Here is a 21,354-nt window from a genome sequence, read left to right on the forward strand (position 1 = left end):
ACACGGCCAGGGTTGCACGATGGTCCGGGAAGCGTCCTGGGCCGATGGTGAAATGTCTCGGGTCCCTGGACGGTCAGGCCGCCACAGCCACTTCCGAGGCGCCGGTTTCCAGATGGGCGGCGAAGAAGTCGATGACCTTCCCCATCGTATCGATCTCGGCGAGCCGGAATCCGCTGTCACGCGGCGGCAATCCGTAATGCTCCGAAACCCGCGTCAGCAACTCGACCTGCTTCACCGAATCAACACCCAGCTCAGCCTCCAGCAGCACATCCTCCGTGAAGACCTCCTCCGGATATTCCAGAGCAGTGGCGTAGATGGCGCGGATCGTCTCACCCACCGCACCACGCTCGACGACCTCTGACGCAGACGGCGCTTCGCGGACCACATCCGGTGCGTCGCTGTCCGTGAGATGGGTGGCGAAGAAGTCGATGACCTTCCCCATCGTATCGATCTCGGCGAGCCGGAATCCGCTGTCACGCGGCGGCAATCCGTAATGCTCCGAAACCCGCGTCAGCAACTCGACCTGCTTCACCGAATCAACACCCAGCTCAGCCTCCAGCAGCACATCCTCCGTGAAGACCTCCTCGGGATATTCCAGAGCAGTGGCGTAGATGGCGCGGATCGTCTCACCCACCGCACCACGCTCGACCACGGTCTTCTTCGGCGCGGCAGCCTCGTCCTTTGCTGTCCCATTCTCGACGCGCAGCGCACGGAACTCCCTGAGCCGCTCCTCGCCCGCACGAATGATCTGCGCGCCGAACTCAGCCCAGAATTCGGAGAACTCCGACGGCTCGGCATCGGGGGCGAATACCCGGGCAAAGAGCTCGGCCTTGTCCGCATCAAGCGCGATGGCGGTTCCCAGCGCGTCCAGGCACTTCTCCAGGGCCAGTCGTCCGTCGCGGTCGACACTCATCGTGGACCACGTGGACACCTGCGTCTCCCCGTTGAGCACCTTCCCGACGAGCTTGCCCAGCGTCGCCTTCCCGCCCACCTCGACGAAGCGGAGTGCGCGCCCGTCCGCCAGGTGCCGCACCGCGGAGTTGAACTTCACCGGCCTGATGAAATGCTCCGCCAGCAGGTCGGCCAGCACATCGCCGGGCTCGTAGTAACGGCCGAGCACCGGCGAGTAGACCGGCCTCTGTAAGGGATGTTGCTCAAGCCGCCGCACCCGATCAGCGAAGACCGGAACGGCCGGCGCGAGGATCGGGGTGTGGAAGGGGAACGGAGAGGCTATCCCCACCGACGGGATGCCAAGGTGCTTCGCGATTCCCAGCAGCTTTTCCATCGCCCCCTGCGTGCCGCTCACGACGGTCTGCGTATCATGGTTCTCAGTGGCGACACTCAGAAATTCATCATCGATGAGTTCGATGATCTTCCGCACCCGCTCACCATCGCTGGACAGCGCCGCCATGCGACCGGTAACCACGTTCTGCTGCTCGATCACCTGCACCCGGTGGGCGACGATCCGCGCGCCGTCCGCGACGGAAAACGCCCCGGCGGCGACCAGGGCTGCTATCTCACCGAGGCTGTGCCCGACCAGTACGTCGGAACGCACGCCGTTATCGACCAGGATCTGCCAGGCGGCTGCGCTGCTGCCGTAAATGGCAAGCTGGGAAACCCACGCATCGTCCGCCAGCAGCTTCTCCATCTCCGGCGTCGAGTCACCGAAGAGCACCTCGGTCAGACTACGGGAAAAGAATTCATGGCTGACCTTGTCGATCTCCTCGAATACCCGCCTCACCTGCGGATATTTCTGGTGCGCCGCAACGAGTGCCGCACCGTCGAATGCGCCTTGACCCGGAAAGAGGGTGATCACCGTGAACTGTTCAGACATACCTTACCGCCACTCCTTGTCAGTGACCGTTCCGGGCAGCCGTAGCGTGGTTCCAAGTTCCTGGGTGCTTCCACAAAGGGATTTCACCGTTCCATCGCTACACCGAAGCTATCCAGCGACGCCATGAGCGTCAATTGTCCTTTGGGACACCGTGCTCATGCTTTCGCCTGGTGACGATAGCTTGCGTGGCCGACTGCCTACTAGGATGCATCCATGTCCTTGCCGCATGCGATCCTCACCGCTCTGCTGGAAAGTCCCTCGTCAGGATTGGAACTGACGAGAAAGTTGGATAGGTCGGCCGACGGTTTCTGGTCCGCCACCCACCAGCAGGTCTACCGCGAGCTGGGCAGGCTGGAGCAGGCCGGCCTCATCCACGCCCTGCCCCGGCGCCGGAGCACCCGCGGGCAGAAGAAGGAGTACGAGGTCCTGCCAGCTGGACGTGCCGAGCTGGCCGACTGGGTGTCCGAGCGTCAGGATCCGCAACCCGTCCGAGACTCGTTGCTCCTGCGACTGCGCGCGGCGGCAGTGGTCGGCGCCCGGGGACTGGACGATGAGCTGCGGCGTCACTTCGCGTTGCATCAGCGGCAGTTATCCGAGTACACCGAACTTGAGAAGCGGGACTTCAAGGGAGAGCACGCCGGTGAAGCGGAGGCCCTGCGGCATCTCGTACTGCGGGCCAGAATCAGCGTGGAGTCCTTCTGGATCCAATGGCTGACGGAGGCCATCGTCACGGTCGAGCAGCTCGATCCCGAGCAGGACCGCGCACAGGCGGCCCCGCGGCCCACAGGCGGACAGCGCCTGATTTCATGGGAGGAGTCGTACGAAGGGACGCGTGAGTGAGCACCTTACCGAGCGCCGGATGGCTCGACACCGAGAGGATCCGGGCCGACTTTCCCCTCCTGCAGCGGGTACTGCGCAGCGGCTCGCCACTGATCTATCTCGATTCCGCCGCCACCACACAGAAGCCGCTCTCCGTACTGGACGCAGAGCGTGACTTCTACCTGCACCACAACGCCGCGGTACACCGCGGAGCCCATCAGCTGGCCGAGGAAGCCACCGATGTTTACGAGGCGGCTCGGGGGACCGTGGCCGGCTTCATCGGCGCGCGCGAGGACGAGATCGTCTTCACCAAGAACGCCACCGAGGGCATCAACCTCGTGGCGTACGCGATGGGCAATGGCAAGAAGATCACAGCCGGCGACAAGATCGTGGTGAGCGAGATGGAGCACCACGCGAACCTGGTGCCCTGGCAGGAACTGGCACAGCGGACAGGAGCGACGCTCGAGTGGTTTCCGCTGACGGACGACGGACGGCTGGATCTGGAGGGGATCGATGAGCTCATCACCGAGAACACCGCAGTCGTCGCCGTCACGCACCAGTCGAACGTGCTGGGCACGGTCAACCCGGTCGAGTTGATTGCGGAACGCGCCCACCGGGTGGGCGCAGTGGTCCTTCTGGACGGGGCGCAATCGGTGCCGCACCGGCCGGTCGATGTGTCGCAGTTGGGTGCGGACTTCCTGGTTTTCTCCGGCCACAAGATGCTCGGGCCCAGCGGGGTCGGCGTCCTGTGGGGCCGCCGGGAACTCCTTGAGGAACTGCCCCCCTTCCTGACCGGCGGTTCGATGATCGAAATCGTCACGATGGAGCGTTCGACCTACCTGCCCCCTCCACAGCGCTTCGAGGCGGGTGTGCCGATGACCGCGCAGGCCGTCGGGCTGGGTGCGGCCGTGGACTACCTCACCGCGCTCGGCATGGAACGCGTGATGCTGCACGAGAACGAGCTGATGACACAGGCGCTGGGCCTGCTCTCGGAGATTCCAGGGGTCACCATCGTCGGTCCGACCGCCGCGGACGACCGTGGGGCCACGGTGGCCTTCACGGTCGACGGCATTCACCCGCACGACGTCGGACAGGTACTGGACGAGCAGGGCGTGGCCGTCCGCGTGGGACACCACTGCGCCCGCCCCATCGTGCAACGGTACGGAATCCCGGCGACCACTCGGGCGAGCTTCTACGTCTATAACACCCCGGAAGAGGTCGAATCTCTCGCTCGCGGGGTACGGGCGGCTCAGAAGTATTTCGCCTGAAACCCGGTGGGGCGCGCTCCTCCGCGCGCCCCACCCGAGCACTCCTGCCTGGCCCGCTCCCTCCCTCACGCGACGGCGAGGTTCTTCAGGCGCCGGACGGCTTCTTCGAGGACGGATCGCTGCTTGCAGAAGGCGAACCGGACGAAGGAGGCGCCTTCTTCACGGTGGTCGTAGAAGACGGCATTGGGGATGGCGACAACTCCACAGCGTCCGGGGAGATCACGGCAGAACCGGTAGCCGTCGGTCTCGCCCAGGCGGCGGATGTCGGCGGTGACGAAGTAGGTGCCGGCCGGGCGGTAGACCTCGAAGCCGGCGGCCTGGAGGCCCGAACCAAGCAGATCGCGTTTGGCGCACAGGTCTTCACGCAGGGCGTCGAAGTACGAGGGAGGCAGACGAAGGGCCTCCGCGACGGCATGCTGGAAGGGGCCGGCCGAGACGTACGTGAGGAACTGCTTTGCGCTGCGTACCGCGGCGGTGAGAGCGGGCGAGGCGGTCACCCAGCCGACCTTCCAGCCGGTGAAGGAGAACGTCTTGCCCGCCGAGCCGATGGAGACCGTGCGTTCGCGCATGCCGGGGAGGGTGGCCAGCGGGATGTGCTCACTGCCGTCGTAGACCAGGTGTTCGTAGACCTCGTCGGTGACGACAAGCAGGTCCCGGTCGAGGGCGAGGTCAGCGACGGCGGCGAGTTCGGTGCGGGTCAGCACGGTGCCCGTGGGGTTGTGCGGGGTGTTGAGGAGGATGAGGCGGGTCCGGGCGGTGACAGCGTCACGAAGCTCGTCGACATCGAGCCTGTAGGCACCGTCGTGCGGGCGCAGGGTGACCGGGACTCGGGTGGCACCCGCCATGGCGATGCACGCGGCGTAAGAGTCGTAGTAAGGCTCCAGCGCGATGACCTCGTCGCCGGGCTCCAGCAGCGCCATCAGCGACGCGGCAATGGCCTCGGTGGCACCAGCGGTGACCAGCACCTCCGTTTCGGGATCGTATTCCAGGCCGTAGCGGACCCGCTGGTGATCCGCCACCGCGGTGCGCAACTCGGGGATGCCGGGGCCCGGCGGGTACTGGTTGCCCCGGCCCTCCCGCAGCGCGCGGACCGCGGCCTCCCGGATCTCCACGGGCCCATCCGTATCGGGAAAACCCTGACCCAGGTTGATCGACCCGGTACGCACGGCCAGCTCGGTCATCTCGGCGAAGACGGTCGTTCCGAACTCGGCCAGCCGACGGTTCAGGAACGGCCGCCCCGCCCCGTGGGCCATCGTCCGGGCGGTCACGGCAGTTCGAAGGGCAGATCCATACCGGCAAGAGCCGCGGAGCACCGGCAGGTACGGCGCTCCGGCAGATGCCTGATGGTCTCCAGGACCACGTTGCGCATCCGCTCGGTGTTCTCCGCGAACACCTTGAAGACGTCCTCCTGCGTGACGCTCTCGTCCGCGTCGATCCCGGCGTCGAGATCGGTGACGAGGGCTATCGATGTGTAGCACAGTGCCAGTTCCCGGGCGAGCACGGCCTCGGGGTGACCGGTCATGTTGACCAGCGCCCAGCCACATGCGGCGAACCACTGCGATTCGGCACGGGTGGAGAAGCGGGGGCCCTCCACGACGACCGTCGTACCGCCGTCGTTCGGCTCGACGCCGACCGCCGCGGCGGCCTTCAGCACACTGGCGCGCCCTTCCTGGCAGTACGGATCGGCGAACGGCACATGCAGCGCGCCCTGGTCGAAGAAGGTCTGCGCCCGCCCGCTGGTGCGGTCCACCAGCTGGTCCGGCACGACCAAGGAGCCGGGGCCGAGCTCCGGCCGCAGCGAACCCACGGCGCAGGGCGCGAGCACCTGGCGGACGCCGAGTGAGCGCAGCGCCCAGATGTTCGCCCGGTAGTTGATCTTGTGCGGCGGGTACTCGTGATGCCGTCCGTGGCGTGGCAGGAAGGCCACTGTGCGGCCGGCGACCGTGCCGATCGCGATGGTGTCGGAGGGTGCGCCATAGGGAGTGCTGAGGGTGAACTCCTCCGCGTCGGCGAGCAGTTTGTAAAAGCCGCTCCCTCCGATGACACCGATGGATGCCGTGGGACGTGTCGCCTCGGTCATGGCTGTGGTGCTTCCTCTCTGCCGTGCTGATGTACCGGCATGTCCTACGGTTACGCGCCCGCGGCCTTGCGGAGTGCGTCCACCCGGTCGGTGCGCTCCCATGTGAAGTTCTCCAGCTCCCGGCCGAAGTGGCCGTAGGCGGCCGTCTCGGCGTAGATGGGGCGCAGCAGGTCGAGATCGCGGATGATCGCGGCCGGGCGGAGGTCGAAGACCTCGCCGATGGCGTGCTCGACCTTCTCAACGTCGACGGTGGCGGTGCCGAAGGTCTCCACGAACAGGCCGACCGGATCGGCCTTGCCGATGGCGTAGGCGACCTGGACCTCGCAGCGGGCGGCCAGGCCCGCGGCCACGACGTTCTTGGCGACCCAGCGCATGGCGTATGCGGCGGAGCGGTCCACCTTGGACGGGTCCTTGCCGGAGAACGCACCGCCGCCGTGACGGGCCACGCCGCCGTACGTGTCGATGATGACCTTGCGGCCGGTCAGGCCCGCGTCGCCCATCGGGCCGCCGACCTCGAACCGGCCGGTGGGGTTGACCAGCAGCCGGTAGCCCTCGGTGTCCAGCTTGATACCGTCGTCCAGCAGGGCCTTCAGCTCGGGCTCCACCACGAACTCGCGGACATCGGGGGCGAGGAGAGAGTCCAGGTCGATGTCGGACGCGTGCTGGGAGGAGACCACGATGGTGTCCAGGCGGACGGCCATGTCGCCGTCGTACTCGATGGTGACCTGAGTCTTGCCGTCGGGGCGCAGGTAAGGGATGGTCCCGTTCTTGCGGACGTCGGCCAGACGGCGCGACAGGCAGTGCGCGAGGTGGATCGGCAGCGGCATCAGCGTCGGCGTCTCGTCGCTGGCGTAGCCGAACATCAGGCCCTGGTCGCCGGCGCCCTGCCGGTCCAACTCGTTGCCGTCCTTGTGCACGGTGTCCACGCCGAGCGCGATATCGGGCGACTGGGTGCCGATGGACAACGACACACCGCAGGACGCACCGTCGAAGCCCTTCGAGGATGAGTCGTACCCGATGTCCATGATCCTGGCGCGGACCAGGGCAGGGATGTCCACGTTCGCCTTGGTGGTGACCTCGCCGGCCACATGCACCAGTCCGGTGGTGATCAGCGTCTCGACGGCGACCCGGGACGTGGGGTCCTCGCGCAGAAGCGCGTCAAGAATCGTGTCGCTGATCTGGTCTGCGATCTTGTCGGGGTGGCCCTCGGTCACGGACTCCGAGGTGAACAGGCGGCGGGACATCGGTCGCTCCCAGCACGTCGCGTGGACGGGTTGTCGGATCACTGACTCTGCTGTGCCTGGCGGATAAGTTCCACGAGACGGCCGGCCGCGGCGTGCGTGCTTTCGTCGAACGCCTTGAGATAACCGAAACGCTGCTCCAGCACACAGCCGCGGGAGCGCTTGGTCTTTTCGGACTCGACCGCATAGTCGAGCACCGTCGCCCCGATCCGGTTCGCGTACTCGATCGGTTCGTAGAAGCACAGGGCGAAGTAGACGGGAAGCTTGCCCTGCCACTCGTAGTCATATCCGGTCTGCCTGATGTACAGGCGCGAGCCCCGGCGTACGACGAGGGAGAAGCCGCGCACCACACCGTCGGCCGAACGGGCGGTGATGACACGCGCGTCGGGGCCACAGTGCTTGGCGTGCAGCGCAAGGTTGCGGGCCATCGCTTCCGGCGTGTACGTGTGCCCGTATTTGTGGCCGTGCTGGAGCAGGAGCGGCACGAGTTCCTTTGTGATCCCCGGTGACAACGGCTCGTCGGCGAAGCGGACTTCGGCCGCCTCCAGCTGGCGCCGTTCGTAACGGACCTTGCGCCGGCGATCGCTCGGCAGCGACTCCAGGTAGGTCTTGAAGTCAGTTCCGTCAAGGTGCAGGGTCGAGTAGCGGGCTGTCGGGAATTCGACATAGCCGCCCTGCTTCAGAACGTCACGCAGATCGTGGTCGGACTCACGCACGAAGAGGAAGGAAACGCTCGCGACACCATGGGCGAGGGCGTCGTCCTCCGCGGCGCCGACGAGTTCGTCCAGCCGTCGCCGACGCTGTTCCTGGCCGAGCTCAGGGGCAGTGAGCACCGCGGTGTTGGGGACGCGGCGGCCGCCGCAGAGGTAGGTGGGCAGCAGTGCGTCGAGCGCGGCGTCCGCCTGCCGCCCCACGTCCAGGCCGTAACGGTCCGCCAGCATCCGTATGGTGCGGTCGACACGCATGAAGGGCCAGGGCTCGGACGTGGCGTCGAGGGGGTAGCAGGACATGGCCGCCTCGGCCTCACCGGTTTCGTCCCCGGCGAGGTAATAGCGGGGTTCGATGTTGGTCTGTTCGCCTTCGAGGGAGAGCCAGCCCGGGGAGCGGAACAGATCGTCAGGGGGAAGGACGGTGTCCCAACCGAGCCGACGCGCCTCCGTTACGCTGTCCGCCGTCCACACGGTCATAGTCACCTCTCCATGCCGGTACTCAGCGCCTGCCGGGCTTCCGGCGTGGGCCTCAGCGCCGCTGCTACCAGTCGCTGTACCACATCCCGCTCGGCCGTCAGATAGAAGTGTCCGCCGTCGAAGATGCGGGTCTCACAGTCGCCGCTGGTGAGTTCGGCCCACCGTGCGATCGAGTCGGCCGGCACCAGAGCGTCGTCCGAACCGCCCAGGGCGGTGATCGGGCAGTTCAGCGGCGGCCGTTCGGTCCATGTGTAGGTCTCGTACGCGGCGAAGTCCGCCCGCATCGACGGCAGCATGACTCGCATCATCTGTGCGTCGTTCCAGATGGCGTCCGGAATGCCCTCGTACGCGCGGCGTACCTCCGCCAGGAAGTCGGCGTCCGGCAGGTGGGAGATGGCCGGCTCTTCGATCAGGCGATGCGGCGGCGGGGACGCGGAGGCGAACAGGCGTCGCGGCTCGGCCGGAAGCCGGTACACGGCCTCGTAGGCGATGACCGCACCCATGCTGTGGCCCAGGAACGCGAACGGCAGGTCGAGCAGCGGTCCGGCCTCCTCCGCCACCCGTCCGGCGATCGCCGTCAGATCGTCCAGCGGCAGTTCGGACAGCCGGGCTTCCCGGCCCGGGAGATGCACCAGGCAGACCTCGATGTCCGGTGGAGCCTCCGCCACCCAGCGAGCGAAGTACGACGGCCCTGCGCCCGCATGCGGCACGCAGAACAGCCGGGCGCGAGCATCGGGTCGCGGACGCGGGCGTTTGATCCACGAGGCGGCGCTCATGCGAACACCCCCGTCGTCCTACCGGCGGTCAGCACTTCGAGCGCCGAGCAGAGGCGTCGCACCTCGTCCTCCGTGTTGTAGTAGTGCACTGAGATCCGGAGCAGTTTGGACAGTCCCCTGAGCTGCATGTCGTGGCATGCGGCGTTGTCCAGACACACCCAGGTGTTGATGCCGCACCGCAGCAGCTCGGACCTGACGTGGAAGGGGTCGAGGTCCCGGAAGGTGACGGCGACATTGCCGCACTGCTCCACCCCCCGGTCCTCCATCCGTACCCCTGGCACCTCGGCGAGGCGCTCGCGGAGATTGGCCGCGAGGTGTTGGATGCGCTGCCACGTGCGGTCCACCCCCCACTGGAGTGCGTAGTCGACCGCCACACCGAGGCCGATCCTGGCGGCGGCGTTGACCTCCCACGTCTCGAACCGCGTGGCACCGGGGGCGAGATGATAGGTGCCGGAGTTCCATCGCACTCCGTCGAGACCGAACACGGCCGGGGTGAGCCGGTTCGCGATCGCCTGACGGACGTACAGGAAGCCGGTGCCGCGCGGTCCGCGCAGGAACTTGCGTCCGCAGCCGACCAGTAGATCGCACCCGATGCGCTGGACATCCACCGGCAGGTGCCCGGCCGACTGGCACGCGTCCACCAGGAACAGGGCACCGGACCTGCGGGCCAGCGCGCCGATCTCGGCCACCGGGTTGACGAGCCCGTCGTGCATCGGGACGTGCGCCATCGCGATGAGCTTGACGCGGTCGTCGAGCCGGTTCTCCAGTTCCGCGACGTCCACCAGCCCGTTCGCGTCGACCGGTAAGAACTCCACTGAGACCCCGAGGCGTTCGGCGAGGTGCACCATCAGGATGTGGTTACTGCCGTATTCGACCGGCGAGGCCAGAATGCGGTCGCCCGCCTTGAGCTGAATGCTGGCCACGGCCATGCCCCACGCCCGGGTCGCGCTGTCGAGAATGGCGATTTCCTGGCGTTCGGCGTTGATCAGCGTCGCGATCGCATCGTATGCGTGATCGATGGTGTGCTGAGACCGTTCGGCGGCCTCGTACGCGCCGATTTTGCTTTCCATCTCCAGGTGCTGGGTCATCGCCTCGGTCACCACCCGCGGTGTGAGACTCGCACCCGCATTGTTTAAATGCACTACATGAGCCACGCCCGGCGTATCAGCACGAGCCTTTACGAGATCGAATTCCATCGGGACCCTATTCGCCCAGCGTCCTGTTACAAACGCTTGTCTTTTGTCGGATGCCGAGCACTAGCCGGCGAGGTACCGCAGAGCCTCCTCGGCGGCGTCGCCGTCCCCCGACCGCTGCGCACTGGTGATGCCCCAGCAGACCTCGGCGAGGTCTCCGATCGTGGTACAGCCCCACAGGTCGGCGACCGGCAGCTTCAGCTGCAAGGCGCTCTCCAGCCGGACCACCACTTCGAGCAGGGCCAGCGAGTCGCAGCCGACCGCCAGCAGTTCGTCGGTGTCCCTGAGCCCGGACGTGTCGGTGATCTCGCCGACGGCCGTGCGTACGGTCTCGCCCACCGATTCGCGCGTGTGCTCGCCCCGCCCGCCGGCCCGGGCCCTGTCCTCCTCCTGCCGTCGGCTGAAGGAGCGGCGGATACGCTCGATGCGCTCCGTCAGCGGCACGGTGGAGACCACACACTGCGGCTCCTGTGCGGCGAGAACGCTGCTCAGGATGTCGCCCGCCTGTTCCGGCCGGATCGCGGTGCGCGCCGCGGCGGCTCCGATACGGGCAGCGCCTTCCTCACCGAAGCGCCACGAGTCCCAGTCGACGCTCACCCAGGGCGCGCCGTGCGCGCGGCGCCAGTGGGCATAGCTGTCGAGATAGCGGTTCGCCGTCGAGTAGATTCCGAAAGCGATGCCACCGAGCAGCGTGTCAAGGCTGGAGCAGACCAGACAGAAGTCCAGGGGCTCGGCGCGGGTGACCGCATCGAGAACCGCGATTCCCGGCACCTTGGGCCGCAGCGCCTCGAGGGCCCGCTCCGTCGTGGTTTCCGAAATGAAGGAGAAGTTGCGGCTCTCCTCGATACCGGCCGAGTGCACAACGCCGTTGATGGCGCCCCAGCGCGCGTGGATCTCCGCAACGGCCCGGCGCATGCCGGATTCATCGGCGACATCCGCGGCCAAGACCAGCACTTCGGCCCCGAGCGTTGTCAGCCGCTGGACCTCGGCGGCGTCCGCGGATGCCCGGCGCGAGATCAGTGCGAGTCGGACCGGGGCGGCCCTGGCCAGGTGCTCCGCGATCGTCAGACCGATGCGGCCCAGGCCTCCCGTGATGAGATACACGCCGCCCGGCCGCGGGGCTACCGGTGTCCCTTGCTTCGCCGGCACGGGTTCGACCGTCAGGGCGAGCCGGTCGGCACCTCGGTAGACGACTTCCAGTTCGTCGGGCGGGGAGGCCATCTCCGCGAGTAGGCGGGGCACCACGTCCAAGTGGCCGGTTCCCTGCGCGAAGTCGACACAGTGGCAGCGCAGTTCGGGATGCTCCTGCGGAATCACCCGGGCCAGTCCGAGCAACGCGGATGCCTCCAGGCGCAGTGTCCGGTTGTTGTCCTGCGCACTCTGGGCATTCTCGGTCACGATCCACAGATCGGAGCTCTGCCGGGCCGCAGTCAGGGCCTGCACCAGATGCAGCATGCTGAGCGTGCCCAGCCGTATGCCGCTGTCCTGGTCCGCTGCCTCTTCACAGGACCAGAGGTGCACCACCTTGCGGATGGGCCCGGCCTCTGCGGTGGCCCACTCGACCAGGCTCGCCATGTCGTCCGCGTTCCCCGGCCGGACCGCCGCCAGCCGGTCCCCTCGCGCCTCGAACCGCTCACCCGTCACCACCCGCACGGTCGTCAGGCCGGCCTTGGTGAACTCCTCGGCCAGCGAGCGGGTCAGCTCCCCGTCGCCGCCGAGTACCAGGCACGCGCCGTCCGTTCCGGAGAGATCACCGATGTGGTACGGCCGGGGCAAGGACGTACGTTCCCAGGTCGGCCGGTAGAGCCATTCGTCGACCGGAGCCTGATGCTCCGCCTCCAGGAGCACGCCGTCCTTCGCCGGGTCCTCGCACGGGGCGGCCTCCACCCAGAGCTGCTCGCCCTGCCAGGGATACAGCGGCAGCGAGATCCGCCGCCGCCCAGCATCGCCGAAGTACTCAGCCCACTCGATGTCCTTGCCGCCCGCCCACTCACGGGCAAGCACGGCGGCAGGAGATCCTTGGGAGTCATCCTGTCCGAGGGCGGCTTCGGCCTCGCTGCCACCCTGGCCGGCCGAGTCGAACACGGGCGTGTCGGCCGTGCCCTCCAGCGCACGGCGGAGTTCTTCGGTGGAGTCGACGGCGGCGGCCCAGCGGAGATCCAAGGGACGGCGACCGGTCGCGAGCGTGTACGCGAGGTCGGCCAGGTTCACGTCGGGATGGGCGCCGAGGAACGCGTGCAGCCGCTGCTTCACCGCGCGCAGCGCTTGTTCGGTACGGCCGGAGAGCACGACGGGCAGCGCGGTATCGGAGTCGGCGCCCGTCGCTGTCGGCACCTCCGGTACCTCTGGCGCCTGTTCGAGGATGAAGTGGACATTGGTGCCGCCCATGCCGAAGGAGCTGACACCGGCCCGGCGGGGCTCGTCCGGCCACAGCTTCAGTTCGCGGTTGATATAGAACGGCGTGGCCGAGAAATCGATCTCTGGATTGATCTCCTTGAGAACGGCCATGGGCGGCAGTTCGCCGTGTTTGAGGCACAGGATGGCCTTGAGGAGTCCCGCGACACCGGAAGCGAAACACAGATGTCCGATGTTCGCCTTCACCGACCCGAGTACGCAGTACCCGGTCTTCCGGGTGAACGACTGGTAGGCACGGGTCAGCCCGCGGACCTCGATCGGGTCACCCACCTGGGTGCCGGTGCCGTGCCCCTCTACCATGCCGATGGACTCGGCCGACACTCCGGAGGCTTCGAGAGCGGCGCGAATGACGCGGGCTTGGCCCTCCACGCTGGGGGCGGAGAATCCGGCCTTGGCGCGGCCGTCGTTGTTGGCGGCACTTCCCTTGATCACCGCGTGGATGTTGTCGTTGCGGGCGAGGGCGTCGTCCAGCCTGCGCAGGACGAACGCGCCGACGCCGTCACTTTCGACATAGCCGCTCGCGCCGCTGTCGTAGGCGCGGGTGCTTCCGTCCGCGGAGAGAATGAACCCGTCCTGGTGCTCGTACGCCAGGCTCCCAGACGCGCTGATGCTCACCGCACCGACCAGTGCCATGTCCGTTCTGCCGTCTCTGAGGGCTTCACAGGCCAGGTGGACGGCGACGGCGGCCGATGAGCAGGCGGACTGCACATTCACGCTCTCACCGGTGAGCCCGAGCTTGTAGGAAACGCGTGTGGGCAGAGTGTCGGGGCCGTTGGACAGTTGGATGAGCATGCGCTCGGCGGCGGAACGAGCACCGAAGTCCCGTCCCCCGTAATACGTGTTGGGGCCGGCCGACGTGTAGACGGCGACGTCTTCGCGTACCCGGTACGGGTCGTAGCCGGCATCCTCCATCGCGTTCCACGCGATCTCCAGCAGGCGCCGGTGCTGGGGGTCGAGGACTTCCGCCTCGCGCCTGGGTATGCCGAAGAACTCGGCGTCGAATCGCTTGACGTCGTCGAGCACCCCCCTGGCGTGGACCCAGCGTTGGCCGGAGGCCGGGTCCTCCACCACGCGTGGTGAACCGTGGGTAATGGACTCCTTGCCCTCGCGGATATTGGCCCAGAATTCTTCCAGGTCGCCCGCGCCGGGCAGACTGGCCGCCATACCGATGACGGCGATGTCGGGGCGACGGTCGTGTGTCGGTTTCCGGTTCACTGTCGCTACACCTCGGAACGTGCGATGGCCTGGGCAAGTTGACGGATCGTCGGATACTCGTAGAGCGCGGTGGCCGGCAAGGTGATGCCGGTCTCTTGCTGGATTCGCAGCTGTGCCTGCTTGATCGAGAGTGATGTGCCGCCCAGATCGAAATAGCTGTCGTCCATGCCCACCCGGGCGGCGCCGAGGATGTCGCTCCAGATCCGTACGATCAGTTCCTCCAGTTCGGTGGCGGCCGGTCGGTAGGCGACGCCGAGTTCCAGCCGGGTGGCGTCCACCCCGTCGCGGAGGGCCGTGCGGTCCGTCTTGCCATGCCTGGTCAGCGGCAGTCGTTCGAGGCGGTAGAACTCGGACGGGATCATGTAATCCGGCAGGCGGGTGGCCAGTCGTCCGCGCAGCTCGGTAACGGTCGGCGGAGGGCCATCCGAGGGGACGATGTAGGCGGCCAGCACGCGCTCGCCGTCTTTCTCCCGGTCGACGACGGTCACCTGACGGACCGTGGGCTCATCGAGCAGAACCGATTCGACCTCGGTGAGTTCCACACGATTGCCGCGGATCTTCACCTGGCTGTCGACACGGCCGACGACTTGTAGGAGTCCTCCGGGCAGCATGCGCGCGAGATCGCCCGAGCGGTAGATCCGGCCGTCGGAACTCTCGCCGAACGGATCGGGGAGAAAGGCCTTCTCCGTGAGGTCCGGACGCCGGTGGTACTCGCGGGCCAGCGCGTCCCCTCCGATGTACAGCTCCCCCAGCTCGCCGTCCGCCACCGGCTGCAGCTGCTCGTCCAGAATCCATACCTTCGTGCCGGGCAGCGGCGGACCGACGGGCGGCGGCGAGAAGGCCAGGTCCGATTCCTCGAAAATCTTGCAGCAGGTGAAGACGCCTGCCTCGGTCGGGCCATAGCCGTTCGAGAAGCGGATATCCGTGGTCTTCATCGCCGCGGCGAGGTGGGGTGTGGACAGCACTTCGCCGCCCACCACTACCTGGCGCAGCCCACTGTCCTTCAGCAGACCGTCATCCACCATCTGGTTGAACAGGGTGGGGGTCAGCCAGCAGGTCGTCACGCCATGGCTTCGCACCGCGTCCATGACGGCCTCGGCGGACGAGCGCTGCTGGGGCAACAGAACGAGCCGTCCGCCATTGGCGAGCGCGCCCCAGATCTCGAAGACGGAGGCGTCGAAGGACAGCGGGCAAGCCTGCAGGAACGTCTGGTGCTCGTCGAAGTCGCCGTACACACCGCTCCGTACGATGCGGGCCGCCGCGCGGTGCGGGACGGCCACGCCCTTCGGGGCCCCGGTGGTCCCCGAGGTATAGATGACATAAGCGAGGTTCTCTTCGCCCGCCCGCGGTCCGGTGCTGGTGGCGACTGCCTCGGGATGTGGGCCGTTCGCGCGGATCCGTACGCCTTCGAAGTCCTCCAGACGCCCGTCGGTGGCAGCGGACGTCACCACGATTCCGGCGCCCGAGTCACGGAGAATGAAGGCGATGCGCTCCACCGGGTCGTCGACCCGCAGCGGTAGATACGCACCGCCCGCTTCGAGGATGCCGAGCATTCCCACCAGCATCTCGATCGACCGCTCGGCATAGAGGCCCACGACGGTATCGGGGCCGACGCCCTCCGCGCGCAGACGGGCGGCGAGGGTCAGCGCACGGTCGTACAACTCACGATAGCTGACGGATTGTTCAGCATGGACGACGGCGATGGCGTCCCCGCGGTCGCGTACCTGCGCGCCGAATTGCTCGTGCAGGCACTGACTGGCCATTCCTTGACGGGGAATCGGCCGCCTCTGCTCGGTCATCAGAATACCTTCAGCCTTGGGTAGTTTACACACAGCCGCTCTGGACTCGCGTTTCCCGCCGATCACTTCAGAGTGAAACGAACCGAACCCCGGATTGTCAACATGGATATTTCGGGGCATCTCCGCAGGTCAGAACGCGAAGGCCGGCGAAGCGACGACCGACGGTATTTCACTGCTTTCTCATCCAGCGAGAAAGCCGATTCTCTTTCTCGCTGGATGAGAAGAATCGGTTTCGGCCTACCCGTTGGCCAAAGGTTGCCATACGATCCTGCACGGGAACTATGCTGGCCCGGCGCCGGGTTGTCCCGAACTCAATCCCTGGAGGGCCCATGACGCTACTGACTTCGTGGCCGGATTCCGATCCACGGACCGTTGTCCGCCGCACGTCCGACCCCGAGGAGATCGCTGGCGCACTGGCTCCTCTGGGAGTCCGTTATGAACTGTGGCCGGTACGCGATGGCCTGCCGCCCGGCGCGGACGCGAAAACCGTCCTGGACACCTACCGCGAGGAGATTACGAAACTCAACGCCGAGGAAGGCTTCACCACGGTTGACGTGGTCTCCCTGCATCCCAGTGATGAGCCCGACTGGTCCGAGCGGGCCAGGGCCGCCCGCGAGAAGTTCCTCTCCGAGCACACTCACGAAGACGACGACGAGGTCCGCTTCTTCGTCTCCGGAGCCGGCATCTTCTACCTCCATGTGGACGGCATGGTGCACGCGGTGTACTGCGAGAAGGGGGATCTTCTCGGTGTGCCCAGGGGCACTGCCCACTGGTTCGACATGGGGACGCGGCCCTCGTTCACCGCAATTCGTTTCTTCCATGAAGAAGACGGCTGGATCGGAAGTTTCACCGGCAGCGACATCGCCACGCGATTCCCCGACTTCGACTCCATCCATGCCGGGTACCAGCGGAGTTCGGCGTGACGCTTCGATTCCGAGCGGACAGCGTAGTCCTGGACATCGAAGGCACCACAAGCGCAACCGGATTCGTGGTCGACGTCCTCTATCCGTACTCCCGTCAGCGTTTCGCCGACGTGCTCGACAGGCGCGGCGACGAGGCAGCAGTGAAGCGGGCGGTCGACCAGGTACGCGAGCTGGTCGGGGAGCCGGATGCCGACGCCGAGCGCGTCGAACGCGTCCTCAACTCCTGGCTGAACGAGGACCGTAAAGTGACACCCCTCAAAACCCTCCAAGGCATCATCTGGGCCGAGGGATTCGCCCGGGGCGATATCGTGGCGCATTTCTACGAGGATGTGGTGCCCGTCCTGCGCCGCTGGCACCAGGACGGTGTACGGCTCTACGTGTACTCCTCGGGCTCCGTGGCCGCCCAGCGCGCCTGGTTCGGTCACACTCCAGAGGGTGACCTGCGAGCGCTTATCAACGCGTTTTTCGACACCGAGAACGCTGGCCCGAAGACAGCCGCGGATTCCTATCGCGCGATCACCAAGGCGTCCGGTGTGCCGCCCGAGCGGACTCTCTTTCTGTCCGACCGGCCCGCCGAGCTGGACGCGGCCCGGGAAGCGGGATGGCTGACCGCCGGTCTCTCCCGGCCGGGAGAGCCGTACAGCGGACAGGGAGCCGGATCGCACGCCGCAGTCGGTTCCTTCGCCGACATCGAGATCGTCACCGCGGAGAGGCAGTCATGACGGAAATCATGTCAGCTACAGATATCGCTCGGGCCGGCTCGGTCCTGGCCGACGAGGCCGCGCGATTCGCGTCCTTCGGCTGGATGCGCGGTACGTCGGGCAACCTCTCGATGGTGATCGGCCGGTCCCCGCTGCAGCTTGTGGTCACCGCGAGCGGTCTGGACAAGGGGGAGCTCACCACCGCTGATGTGGTGCTCGTGGACGAATCCGGCGAGGCCGTCGTGGCGTCCGCTGCGAAGCCCTCGGCGGAAGCCGCACTGCACGCACGAGTGGTCCGGCTCACCGGAGCCGGCGCCGTCGTCCACGTACACACCATCGCCTCGGTAGCGATGGGCCGTCGCCACCCGAAGGGCATCGTCCTCAAGGACCTCGAAATGCTCAAGGGTCTCGGTCTGCCCGCGCACAATGAGGAAGTCGTGCTGCCGGTGATCGACAACAGTCAGGACATGGGGGTGCTGGGCGACCGGCTGGAGTCGGCGTACGACCCCCGTATGCCAGGGGTGGTCGTCGCCGGGCACGGCCTGTACACGTGGGGCGCCGATCCCAGCGAGGCACGTCGCCACACCGAGGTCATCGAGTGGCTGCTGGAGCTGGAGCTCGCCGCGGGCTGAATGCGCCGAGCCTCACCCCCGCTGTTCCCTCGTTCGCACGGGGAGCAGCGGGGCCGGGCTTCACTGCCACCGCTCTCCGGGCAGTTCGCCGGATGCCACCTCCAGGACACCCCGCTCGGACACCAGCGCGGAGACCAATCGGCCGGGAGTGACATCGAAGGCGGGGTTGTGTCCCCGTGTGCCCTGCCCGACGCTGCACAGTCCGCCGTAGCCGAGTACCTCGGCCTCGTCTCGCATCTCGATATGGATCGACTCCCCGGTGACCGCGGCGACGTCCAGTGTGGTGGTGGGCGCCGCCACCATGAAGGGAATGTCTGCGTAGTCACAGGCCAGCGCGATGCCCAGGGTGCCTATCTTGTTCGCGGTGTCGCCGTTCATCGTGATGCGGTCCGCGCCCACGACGGCTGCGTCGACCGATCCGCTCACGATGACCGAGGCCGCCGCCCCGTCCACCTGGACGCGGTGCGGTATGCCCTCGTGCGCCAGTTCCCAGGCAGTCAGCCTGGCTCCCTGGAGAAGGGGGCGGGTCTCGTCGACGTACACCATCTCCAAGAGCCCCCGGCGGTGCAGTTCCCTGACCACCCCTAGGGCGGTGCCCCAGCCCGCGGTAGCCAGCGCTCCGGTGTTGCAGTGGGTCAGGACCCGCAGCGGGCGGTCGGCCGCCACCCTCTTGAGCAGCCAATCGGCGCCGGCCCGGGCCATGACGTAGTTGGCTTCAAGGTCCTCGCGCACCACCGCATGGGCCTCGTTCAGTACGGCGTCCAGGCCCTGCCCGATCAGCGGCGCAACCCGGTCCACGCACACTGCCAGATTGATCGCGGTCGGACGAGCCGCACGAATGCGTGCCACGGCGGCGGCCAGTTCATCGCCGGTCCATCCCTCACGGCCCGACTGCAGCAGTGCAATGGCCACACCGTACGCGCCGGCCGCGCCGATAGCGGGTGCCCCGCGCACTGCCAGTCGCGCGATGGCGTCAACCAGGGCGTCCACGTCACGGATCTCAAGTCGCTCGAAGGCTTGCGGCAGAGCGGTCTGGTCGATGAGCAAGAGCGCGGATCCCGTCCACTCGACGGCGTGCAACTCGTGCTTCATGCGCGTAGCCTCCTAGGATCCACAGGTTTGTCGGCGCTTTCCGTCACGCCTTGCGGTCTGACGGCTCGTTTGGCAGCACCGTCGCCGGATGCGGCATGCCCGTGCCCTGGCGGCGACGCACCCCACGCACGGCAATGAGACTGGCAGTCACGCTGACTGCCGAAAGGGCTGCGAAGAAGATCCAGATGGCCTGGTCGCCGAAGTTCTCGTGTAGTTGCAAACCGGTGAGTGGCGCGATCATCCAGGCAAGCAGCTGGCTGCTCGTGTAGCCACCCATATATGCGCCGTGCATGTGCGGGGGTGCCATCCTGGCGATCACGGCCTGCATCGTGGGCACCCACAACATCTCGCCGAAAGCGAAGACGATCACCACGAGCGTCACCGCCACCAAGTCAGAGGTGGCCATCAGCAGCAGGAAGGGCGGCCCCATAAGGAGCACCCCCACGCTGAGCGTCAGTGCCGAAGGCCAGGACTTCGTCCACCGGGTCAGGCGTACTTGGAGCAGTAGCACCAGGACAGGATTGACCGCGTACAGCAGCCCCCAAGTCGGCGGTGCCAACCCGAATGAGTCGACCGCGATCACGGGCAGCACGGTCTCGAACGACATGTACACCATGAACCCGAGGAGCGTCGCGAGCAGAAACAGCATGAACGGCCGGTCCGCCCCGACCACCCGCACAGTCTGCCCGAATCCCGTGCTCTCCTTGCTGGTTTGGCCGCGGTCGGGGAGCAGGATCACCGCGAGCCAACAGGTCAGTGCGCCGAGTACCGCGATCCCGATCAAGAAGGCGGCCCAGCCCCCCAGCAGCAGGAGGAGGGAGGCCAGGGGCGGCCCCACCACCACACCCAGGTTGTTGGCCGTGCGCAGGCTCGCATATGCCTGGTCCCGGCTTTCGGCCGGGACCAGGTCCGCGACCAGGGCGTTGACGGCAGAGCGACCGGGCGCCCATACGACACCGGCGAGGACGACCAGGGCGATGCCCCACATCACGTGCTGGCCCACGAGCCCGAGCGAGAGGATGAGCGCAGACTGAGCCCCCGTGCTGCCGACAAGGATGCGTCTGCGGCCCAGGTGGTCAGAAATATGGCCACCGACCCAGGCGGCTGGTGGCGTGAGCACCGCGCTCAGAAGGAAGATGAGACCCACCTGTGTTGCGGTAGCGTCCAACGACTCGATGGCCCAGACGCCGACGTAGCTCCAGAAAGTGGAGAACGAGGCACCGCTGAGCAGATGCACAACAGCGGCACGCCCGAGCGTGGGTTCCCACTCCACGCCCAGCAATAACTTCCCACAGCTCTTGAGGAGCGCGGCAGGAATTATCTTCATTCCATGAGCTCCATGCCGTAAACGCGCTGGTCCTCCGCGACGATCATTCCGAAGCAGAGACGACTGAGCATCTCTGTGAGCGACACCTGTAGGTGGCCGAGCGCGGTCGAGGAGATCTGGAATCCCATGCGGTTTGATTCACGATCGGGCTCGCAGTCTGTCCAGGACCGCAGCACTGTCACAAATCTGTCGCCCCCGGTGTCACAGATGAGAGCATCCTCCCCACTCCGACGGTGAATGGCCCGCACTCTCAACTGCCTTCCCCTCAGCGGATGCAGCGGATGCGTGACGGTGATCACCTTTCCCGGCTGATTGGCCGGGGTGGCATCGGTCATTGCAGCGTCGACGGCGACCTCCTGACCCCAGAGGTCCACTCGTGTACGAGAATCCGGCAGAGCGCTCGCCGAGCCGACAGCTGGCGAAACCCCTCACATAGGGGACTCTTCCATCGGAATTCCTTGAACGGGCCGGGCACCCCGTCCGAGATCGGGGCAGCGGCATGCGGCCAACAGCGCAAGATCTGAGTAGCCGGCTCCGGTGCGGGGAGGCCGATGCATCCCAGAGGGGGCACGGATCGATGGCCGATGGAGCGTGGCCCGGGGAAACGGCCCCCACTGATCGGCACCACACGGCCTTCGTCCCTGGCGGTGATCATCGCCAGGGACGGGACGGAAATACGCGCACTTGCGAAAAATGACACCGCACACCCCCGTCAACCGTCAGAGAAAAACCCGGTTCAGGCCAAAGCCCACCCTAACAAGGCGACCGGTGAACATGTCAAGACCGAATTCACCCCATACACGTTTCTCACTCGACGAGAAACTCGAATCTTCTCACCAGGCGAGAATTTAA

Annotated in this window: 17 protein-coding genes; 5 read left to right on the forward strand and 12 right to left on the reverse strand. The window is 66.7% G+C overall.

Going from position 1 to position 21,354, the window contains the following annotated elements:
* Positions 1-73: 73 nt before the first annotated feature.
* Positions 74-1,834 carry an acyltransferase domain-containing protein gene (locus tag ABZ386_RS35585; protein WP_358967724.1) on the reverse strand — a complete coding sequence of 587 codons (1,761 nt, stop codon included), beginning with the start codon at positions 1,832-1,834 and terminating at the stop codon, positions 74-76.
* Positions 1,835-2,047: 213 nt separating this feature from the next.
* Here ABZ386_RS35585 and ABZ386_RS35590 point away from each other — a divergent pair, with 213 nt between their 5' ends.
* Positions 2,048-2,674: a PadR family transcriptional regulator gene (locus ABZ386_RS35590; RefSeq protein ID WP_351345312.1), complete on the forward strand. Its 627-nt coding sequence runs from the start codon at positions 2,048-2,050 to the stop codon at positions 2,672-2,674.
* The gene (locus tag ABZ386_RS35595) at positions 2,671-3,921 is read left to right on the forward strand and encodes a cysteine desulfurase (protein WP_351345315.1); all 1,251 of its coding nucleotides are present in this window, start codon (positions 2,671-2,673) and stop codon (positions 3,919-3,921) included. The genes ABZ386_RS35590 and ABZ386_RS35595 overlap by 4 nt, the downstream gene beginning before the upstream one ends.
* A gap of 65 nt (positions 3,922-3,986) precedes the next feature.
* Here ABZ386_RS35595 and ABZ386_RS35600 read toward each other — a convergent pair whose 3' ends face one another.
* From ABZ386_RS35600 to ABZ386_RS35635, 8 genes are read right to left on the reverse strand one after another with little or no spacing between them, the layout of a single operon-like run.
* Complete coding sequence (locus ABZ386_RS35600; protein ID WP_351345556.1) at positions 3,987-5,174, reverse strand: pyridoxal phosphate-dependent aminotransferase; 1,188 nt, start codon at positions 5,172-5,174, stop codon at positions 3,987-3,989.
* Between the two features lie 11 nt (positions 5,175-5,185).
* Positions 5,186-6,001 carry an S-methyl-5'-thioadenosine phosphorylase gene (locus ABZ386_RS35605; protein ID WP_351345318.1) on the reverse strand — a complete coding sequence of 272 codons (816 nt, stop codon included), beginning with the start codon at positions 5,999-6,001 and terminating at the stop codon, positions 5,186-5,188.
* A 50-nt stretch (positions 6,002-6,051) separates the two neighbouring features.
* Positions 6,052-7,245 carry a methionine adenosyltransferase gene (metK, locus tag ABZ386_RS35610; protein WP_351345321.1) on the reverse strand — a complete coding sequence of 398 codons (1,194 nt, stop codon included), beginning with the start codon at positions 7,243-7,245 and terminating at the stop codon, positions 6,052-6,054.
* A gap of 38 nt (positions 7,246-7,283) precedes the next feature.
* Positions 7,284-8,429 carry a GNAT family N-acetyltransferase gene (locus ABZ386_RS35615; RefSeq protein WP_355714368.1) on the reverse strand — a complete coding sequence of 382 codons (1,146 nt, stop codon included), beginning with the start codon at positions 8,427-8,429 and terminating at the stop codon, positions 7,284-7,286.
* Between the two features lie 2 nt (positions 8,430-8,431).
* Entirely contained in the window at positions 8,432-9,205 is a 774-nt protein-coding gene (locus ABZ386_RS35620) for an alpha/beta fold hydrolase (RefSeq protein ID WP_351345327.1), read from the reverse strand.
* Positions 9,202-10,401: an aminotransferase class V-fold PLP-dependent enzyme gene (locus ABZ386_RS35625; protein WP_351345330.1), complete on the reverse strand. Its 1,200-nt coding sequence runs from the start codon at positions 10,399-10,401 to the stop codon at positions 9,202-9,204. Before ABZ386_RS35625 ends, ABZ386_RS35620 begins: the two co-directional genes overlap by 4 nt.
* A gap of 60 nt (positions 10,402-10,461) precedes the next feature.
* Positions 10,462-14,028, reverse strand: a complete 3,567-nt coding sequence (locus ABZ386_RS35630; protein ID WP_356668850.1) for an SDR family NAD(P)-dependent oxidoreductase — start codon at positions 14,026-14,028, stop codon at positions 10,462-10,464.
* Positions 14,029-14,033: 5 nt separating this feature from the next.
* The gene (locus ABZ386_RS35635; RefSeq protein WP_351345336.1) at positions 14,034-15,827 is read right to left on the reverse strand and encodes a non-ribosomal peptide synthetase; all 1,794 of its coding nucleotides are present in this window, start codon (positions 15,825-15,827) and stop codon (positions 14,034-14,036) included.
* A 329-nt stretch (positions 15,828-16,156) separates the two neighbouring features.
* Between ABZ386_RS35635 and ABZ386_RS35640 the strand changes: the two genes are divergently transcribed.
* Genes ABZ386_RS35640 through mtnB form a run of 3 tightly spaced genes read left to right on the forward strand, consistent with a single transcriptional unit; the run spans position 16,157 to position 18,083 of the window.
* The gene (locus tag ABZ386_RS35640) at positions 16,157-16,750 is read left to right on the forward strand and encodes a cupin (protein WP_351345339.1); all 594 of its coding nucleotides are present in this window, start codon (positions 16,157-16,159) and stop codon (positions 16,748-16,750) included.
* Positions 16,747-17,472: an acireductone synthase gene (gene mtnC / locus ABZ386_RS35645; protein ID WP_358967727.1), complete on the forward strand. Its 726-nt coding sequence runs from the start codon at positions 16,747-16,749 to the stop codon at positions 17,470-17,472. The genes ABZ386_RS35640 and mtnC overlap by 4 nt, the downstream gene beginning before the upstream one ends.
* A complete protein-coding gene (gene mtnB / locus ABZ386_RS35650) occupies positions 17,469-18,083 on the forward strand; it encodes a methylthioribulose 1-phosphate dehydratase (RefSeq protein ID WP_351345345.1) in 615 nt (204 codons plus the stop codon). The genes mtnC and mtnB overlap by 4 nt, the downstream gene beginning before the upstream one ends.
* 60 nt (positions 18,084-18,143) lie before the next feature.
* Here mtnB and mtnA read toward each other — a convergent pair whose 3' ends face one another.
* Genes mtnA through ABZ386_RS35665 form a run of 3 tightly spaced genes read right to left on the reverse strand, consistent with a single transcriptional unit; the run spans position 18,144 to position 20,876 of the window.
* Positions 18,144-19,175: an S-methyl-5-thioribose-1-phosphate isomerase gene (gene mtnA, locus ABZ386_RS35655; protein WP_358967730.1), complete on the reverse strand. Its 1,032-nt coding sequence runs from the start codon at positions 19,173-19,175 to the stop codon at positions 18,144-18,146.
* 43 nt (positions 19,176-19,218) lie between these two features.
* Positions 19,219-20,502 (reverse strand): MFS transporter, encoded by a 1,284-nt coding sequence (locus ABZ386_RS35660; protein WP_358967731.1) that lies wholly within the window; start codon positions 20,500-20,502, stop codon positions 19,219-19,221.
* A complete protein-coding gene (locus ABZ386_RS35665) occupies positions 20,499-20,876 on the reverse strand; it encodes a DUF5372 family protein (RefSeq protein WP_358967734.1) in 378 nt (125 codons plus the stop codon). Before ABZ386_RS35665 ends, ABZ386_RS35660 begins: the two co-directional genes overlap by 4 nt.
* Between the last annotated feature and the right edge of the window lie 478 nt (positions 20,877-21,354).

It is taken from the genome of Streptomyces sp. NPDC006140, assembly GCF_040628815.1.
Classification (GTDB): domain Bacteria; phylum Actinomycetota; class Actinomycetes; order Streptomycetales; family Streptomycetaceae; genus Streptomyces.

Excerpts from the sequence above, each read along its gene's own strand:
- ABZ386_RS35605 (WP_351345318.1), bottom strand. The coding sequence starts at position 6,001 with ATGACCGAGGCGACACGTCCCACGGCATCCATCGGTGTCATCGGAGGG.
- mtnB (WP_351345345.1), top strand. The coding sequence starts at position 17,469 with ATGACGGAAATCATGTCAGCTACAGATATCGCTCGGGCCGGCTCGGTC.
- metK (WP_351345321.1), bottom strand. The coding sequence starts at position 7,245 with ATGTCCCGCCGCCTGTTCACCTCGGAGTCCGTGACCGAGGGCCACCCC.
- ABZ386_RS35625 (WP_351345330.1), bottom strand. The coding sequence starts at position 10,401 with ATGGAATTCGATCTCGTAAAGGCTCGTGCTGATACGCCGGGCGTGGCT.
- ABZ386_RS35620 (WP_351345327.1), bottom strand. The coding sequence starts at position 9,205 with ATGAGCGCCGCCTCGTGGATCAAACGCCCGCGTCCGCGACCCGATGCT.
- ABZ386_RS35640 (WP_351345339.1), top strand. The coding sequence starts at position 16,157 with ATGACGCTACTGACTTCGTGGCCGGATTCCGATCCACGGACCGTTGTC.
- ABZ386_RS35600 (WP_351345556.1), bottom strand. The coding sequence starts at position 5,174 with ATGGCCCACGGGGCGGGGCGGCCGTTCCTGAACCGTCGGCTGGCCGAG.
- mtnA (WP_358967730.1), bottom strand. The coding sequence starts at position 19,175 with ATGAAGCACGAGTTGCACGCCGTCGAGTGGACGGGATCCGCGCTCTTG.
- ABZ386_RS35590 (WP_351345312.1), top strand. The coding sequence starts at position 2,048 with ATGTCCTTGCCGCATGCGATCCTCACCGCTCTGCTGGAAAGTCCCTCG.
- ABZ386_RS35660 (WP_358967731.1), bottom strand. The coding sequence starts at position 20,502 with ATGAAGATAATTCCTGCCGCGCTCCTCAAGAGCTGTGGGAAGTTATTG.
- ABZ386_RS35585 (WP_358967724.1), bottom strand. The coding sequence starts at position 1,834 with ATGTCTGAACAGTTCACGGTGATCACCCTCTTTCCGGGTCAAGGCGCA.
- ABZ386_RS35635 (WP_351345336.1), bottom strand. The coding sequence starts at position 15,827 with ATGACCGAGCAGAGGCGGCCGATTCCCCGTCAAGGAATGGCCAGTCAG.
- ABZ386_RS35615 (WP_355714368.1), bottom strand. The coding sequence starts at position 8,429 with ATGACCGTGTGGACGGCGGACAGCGTAACGGAGGCGCGTCGGCTCGGT.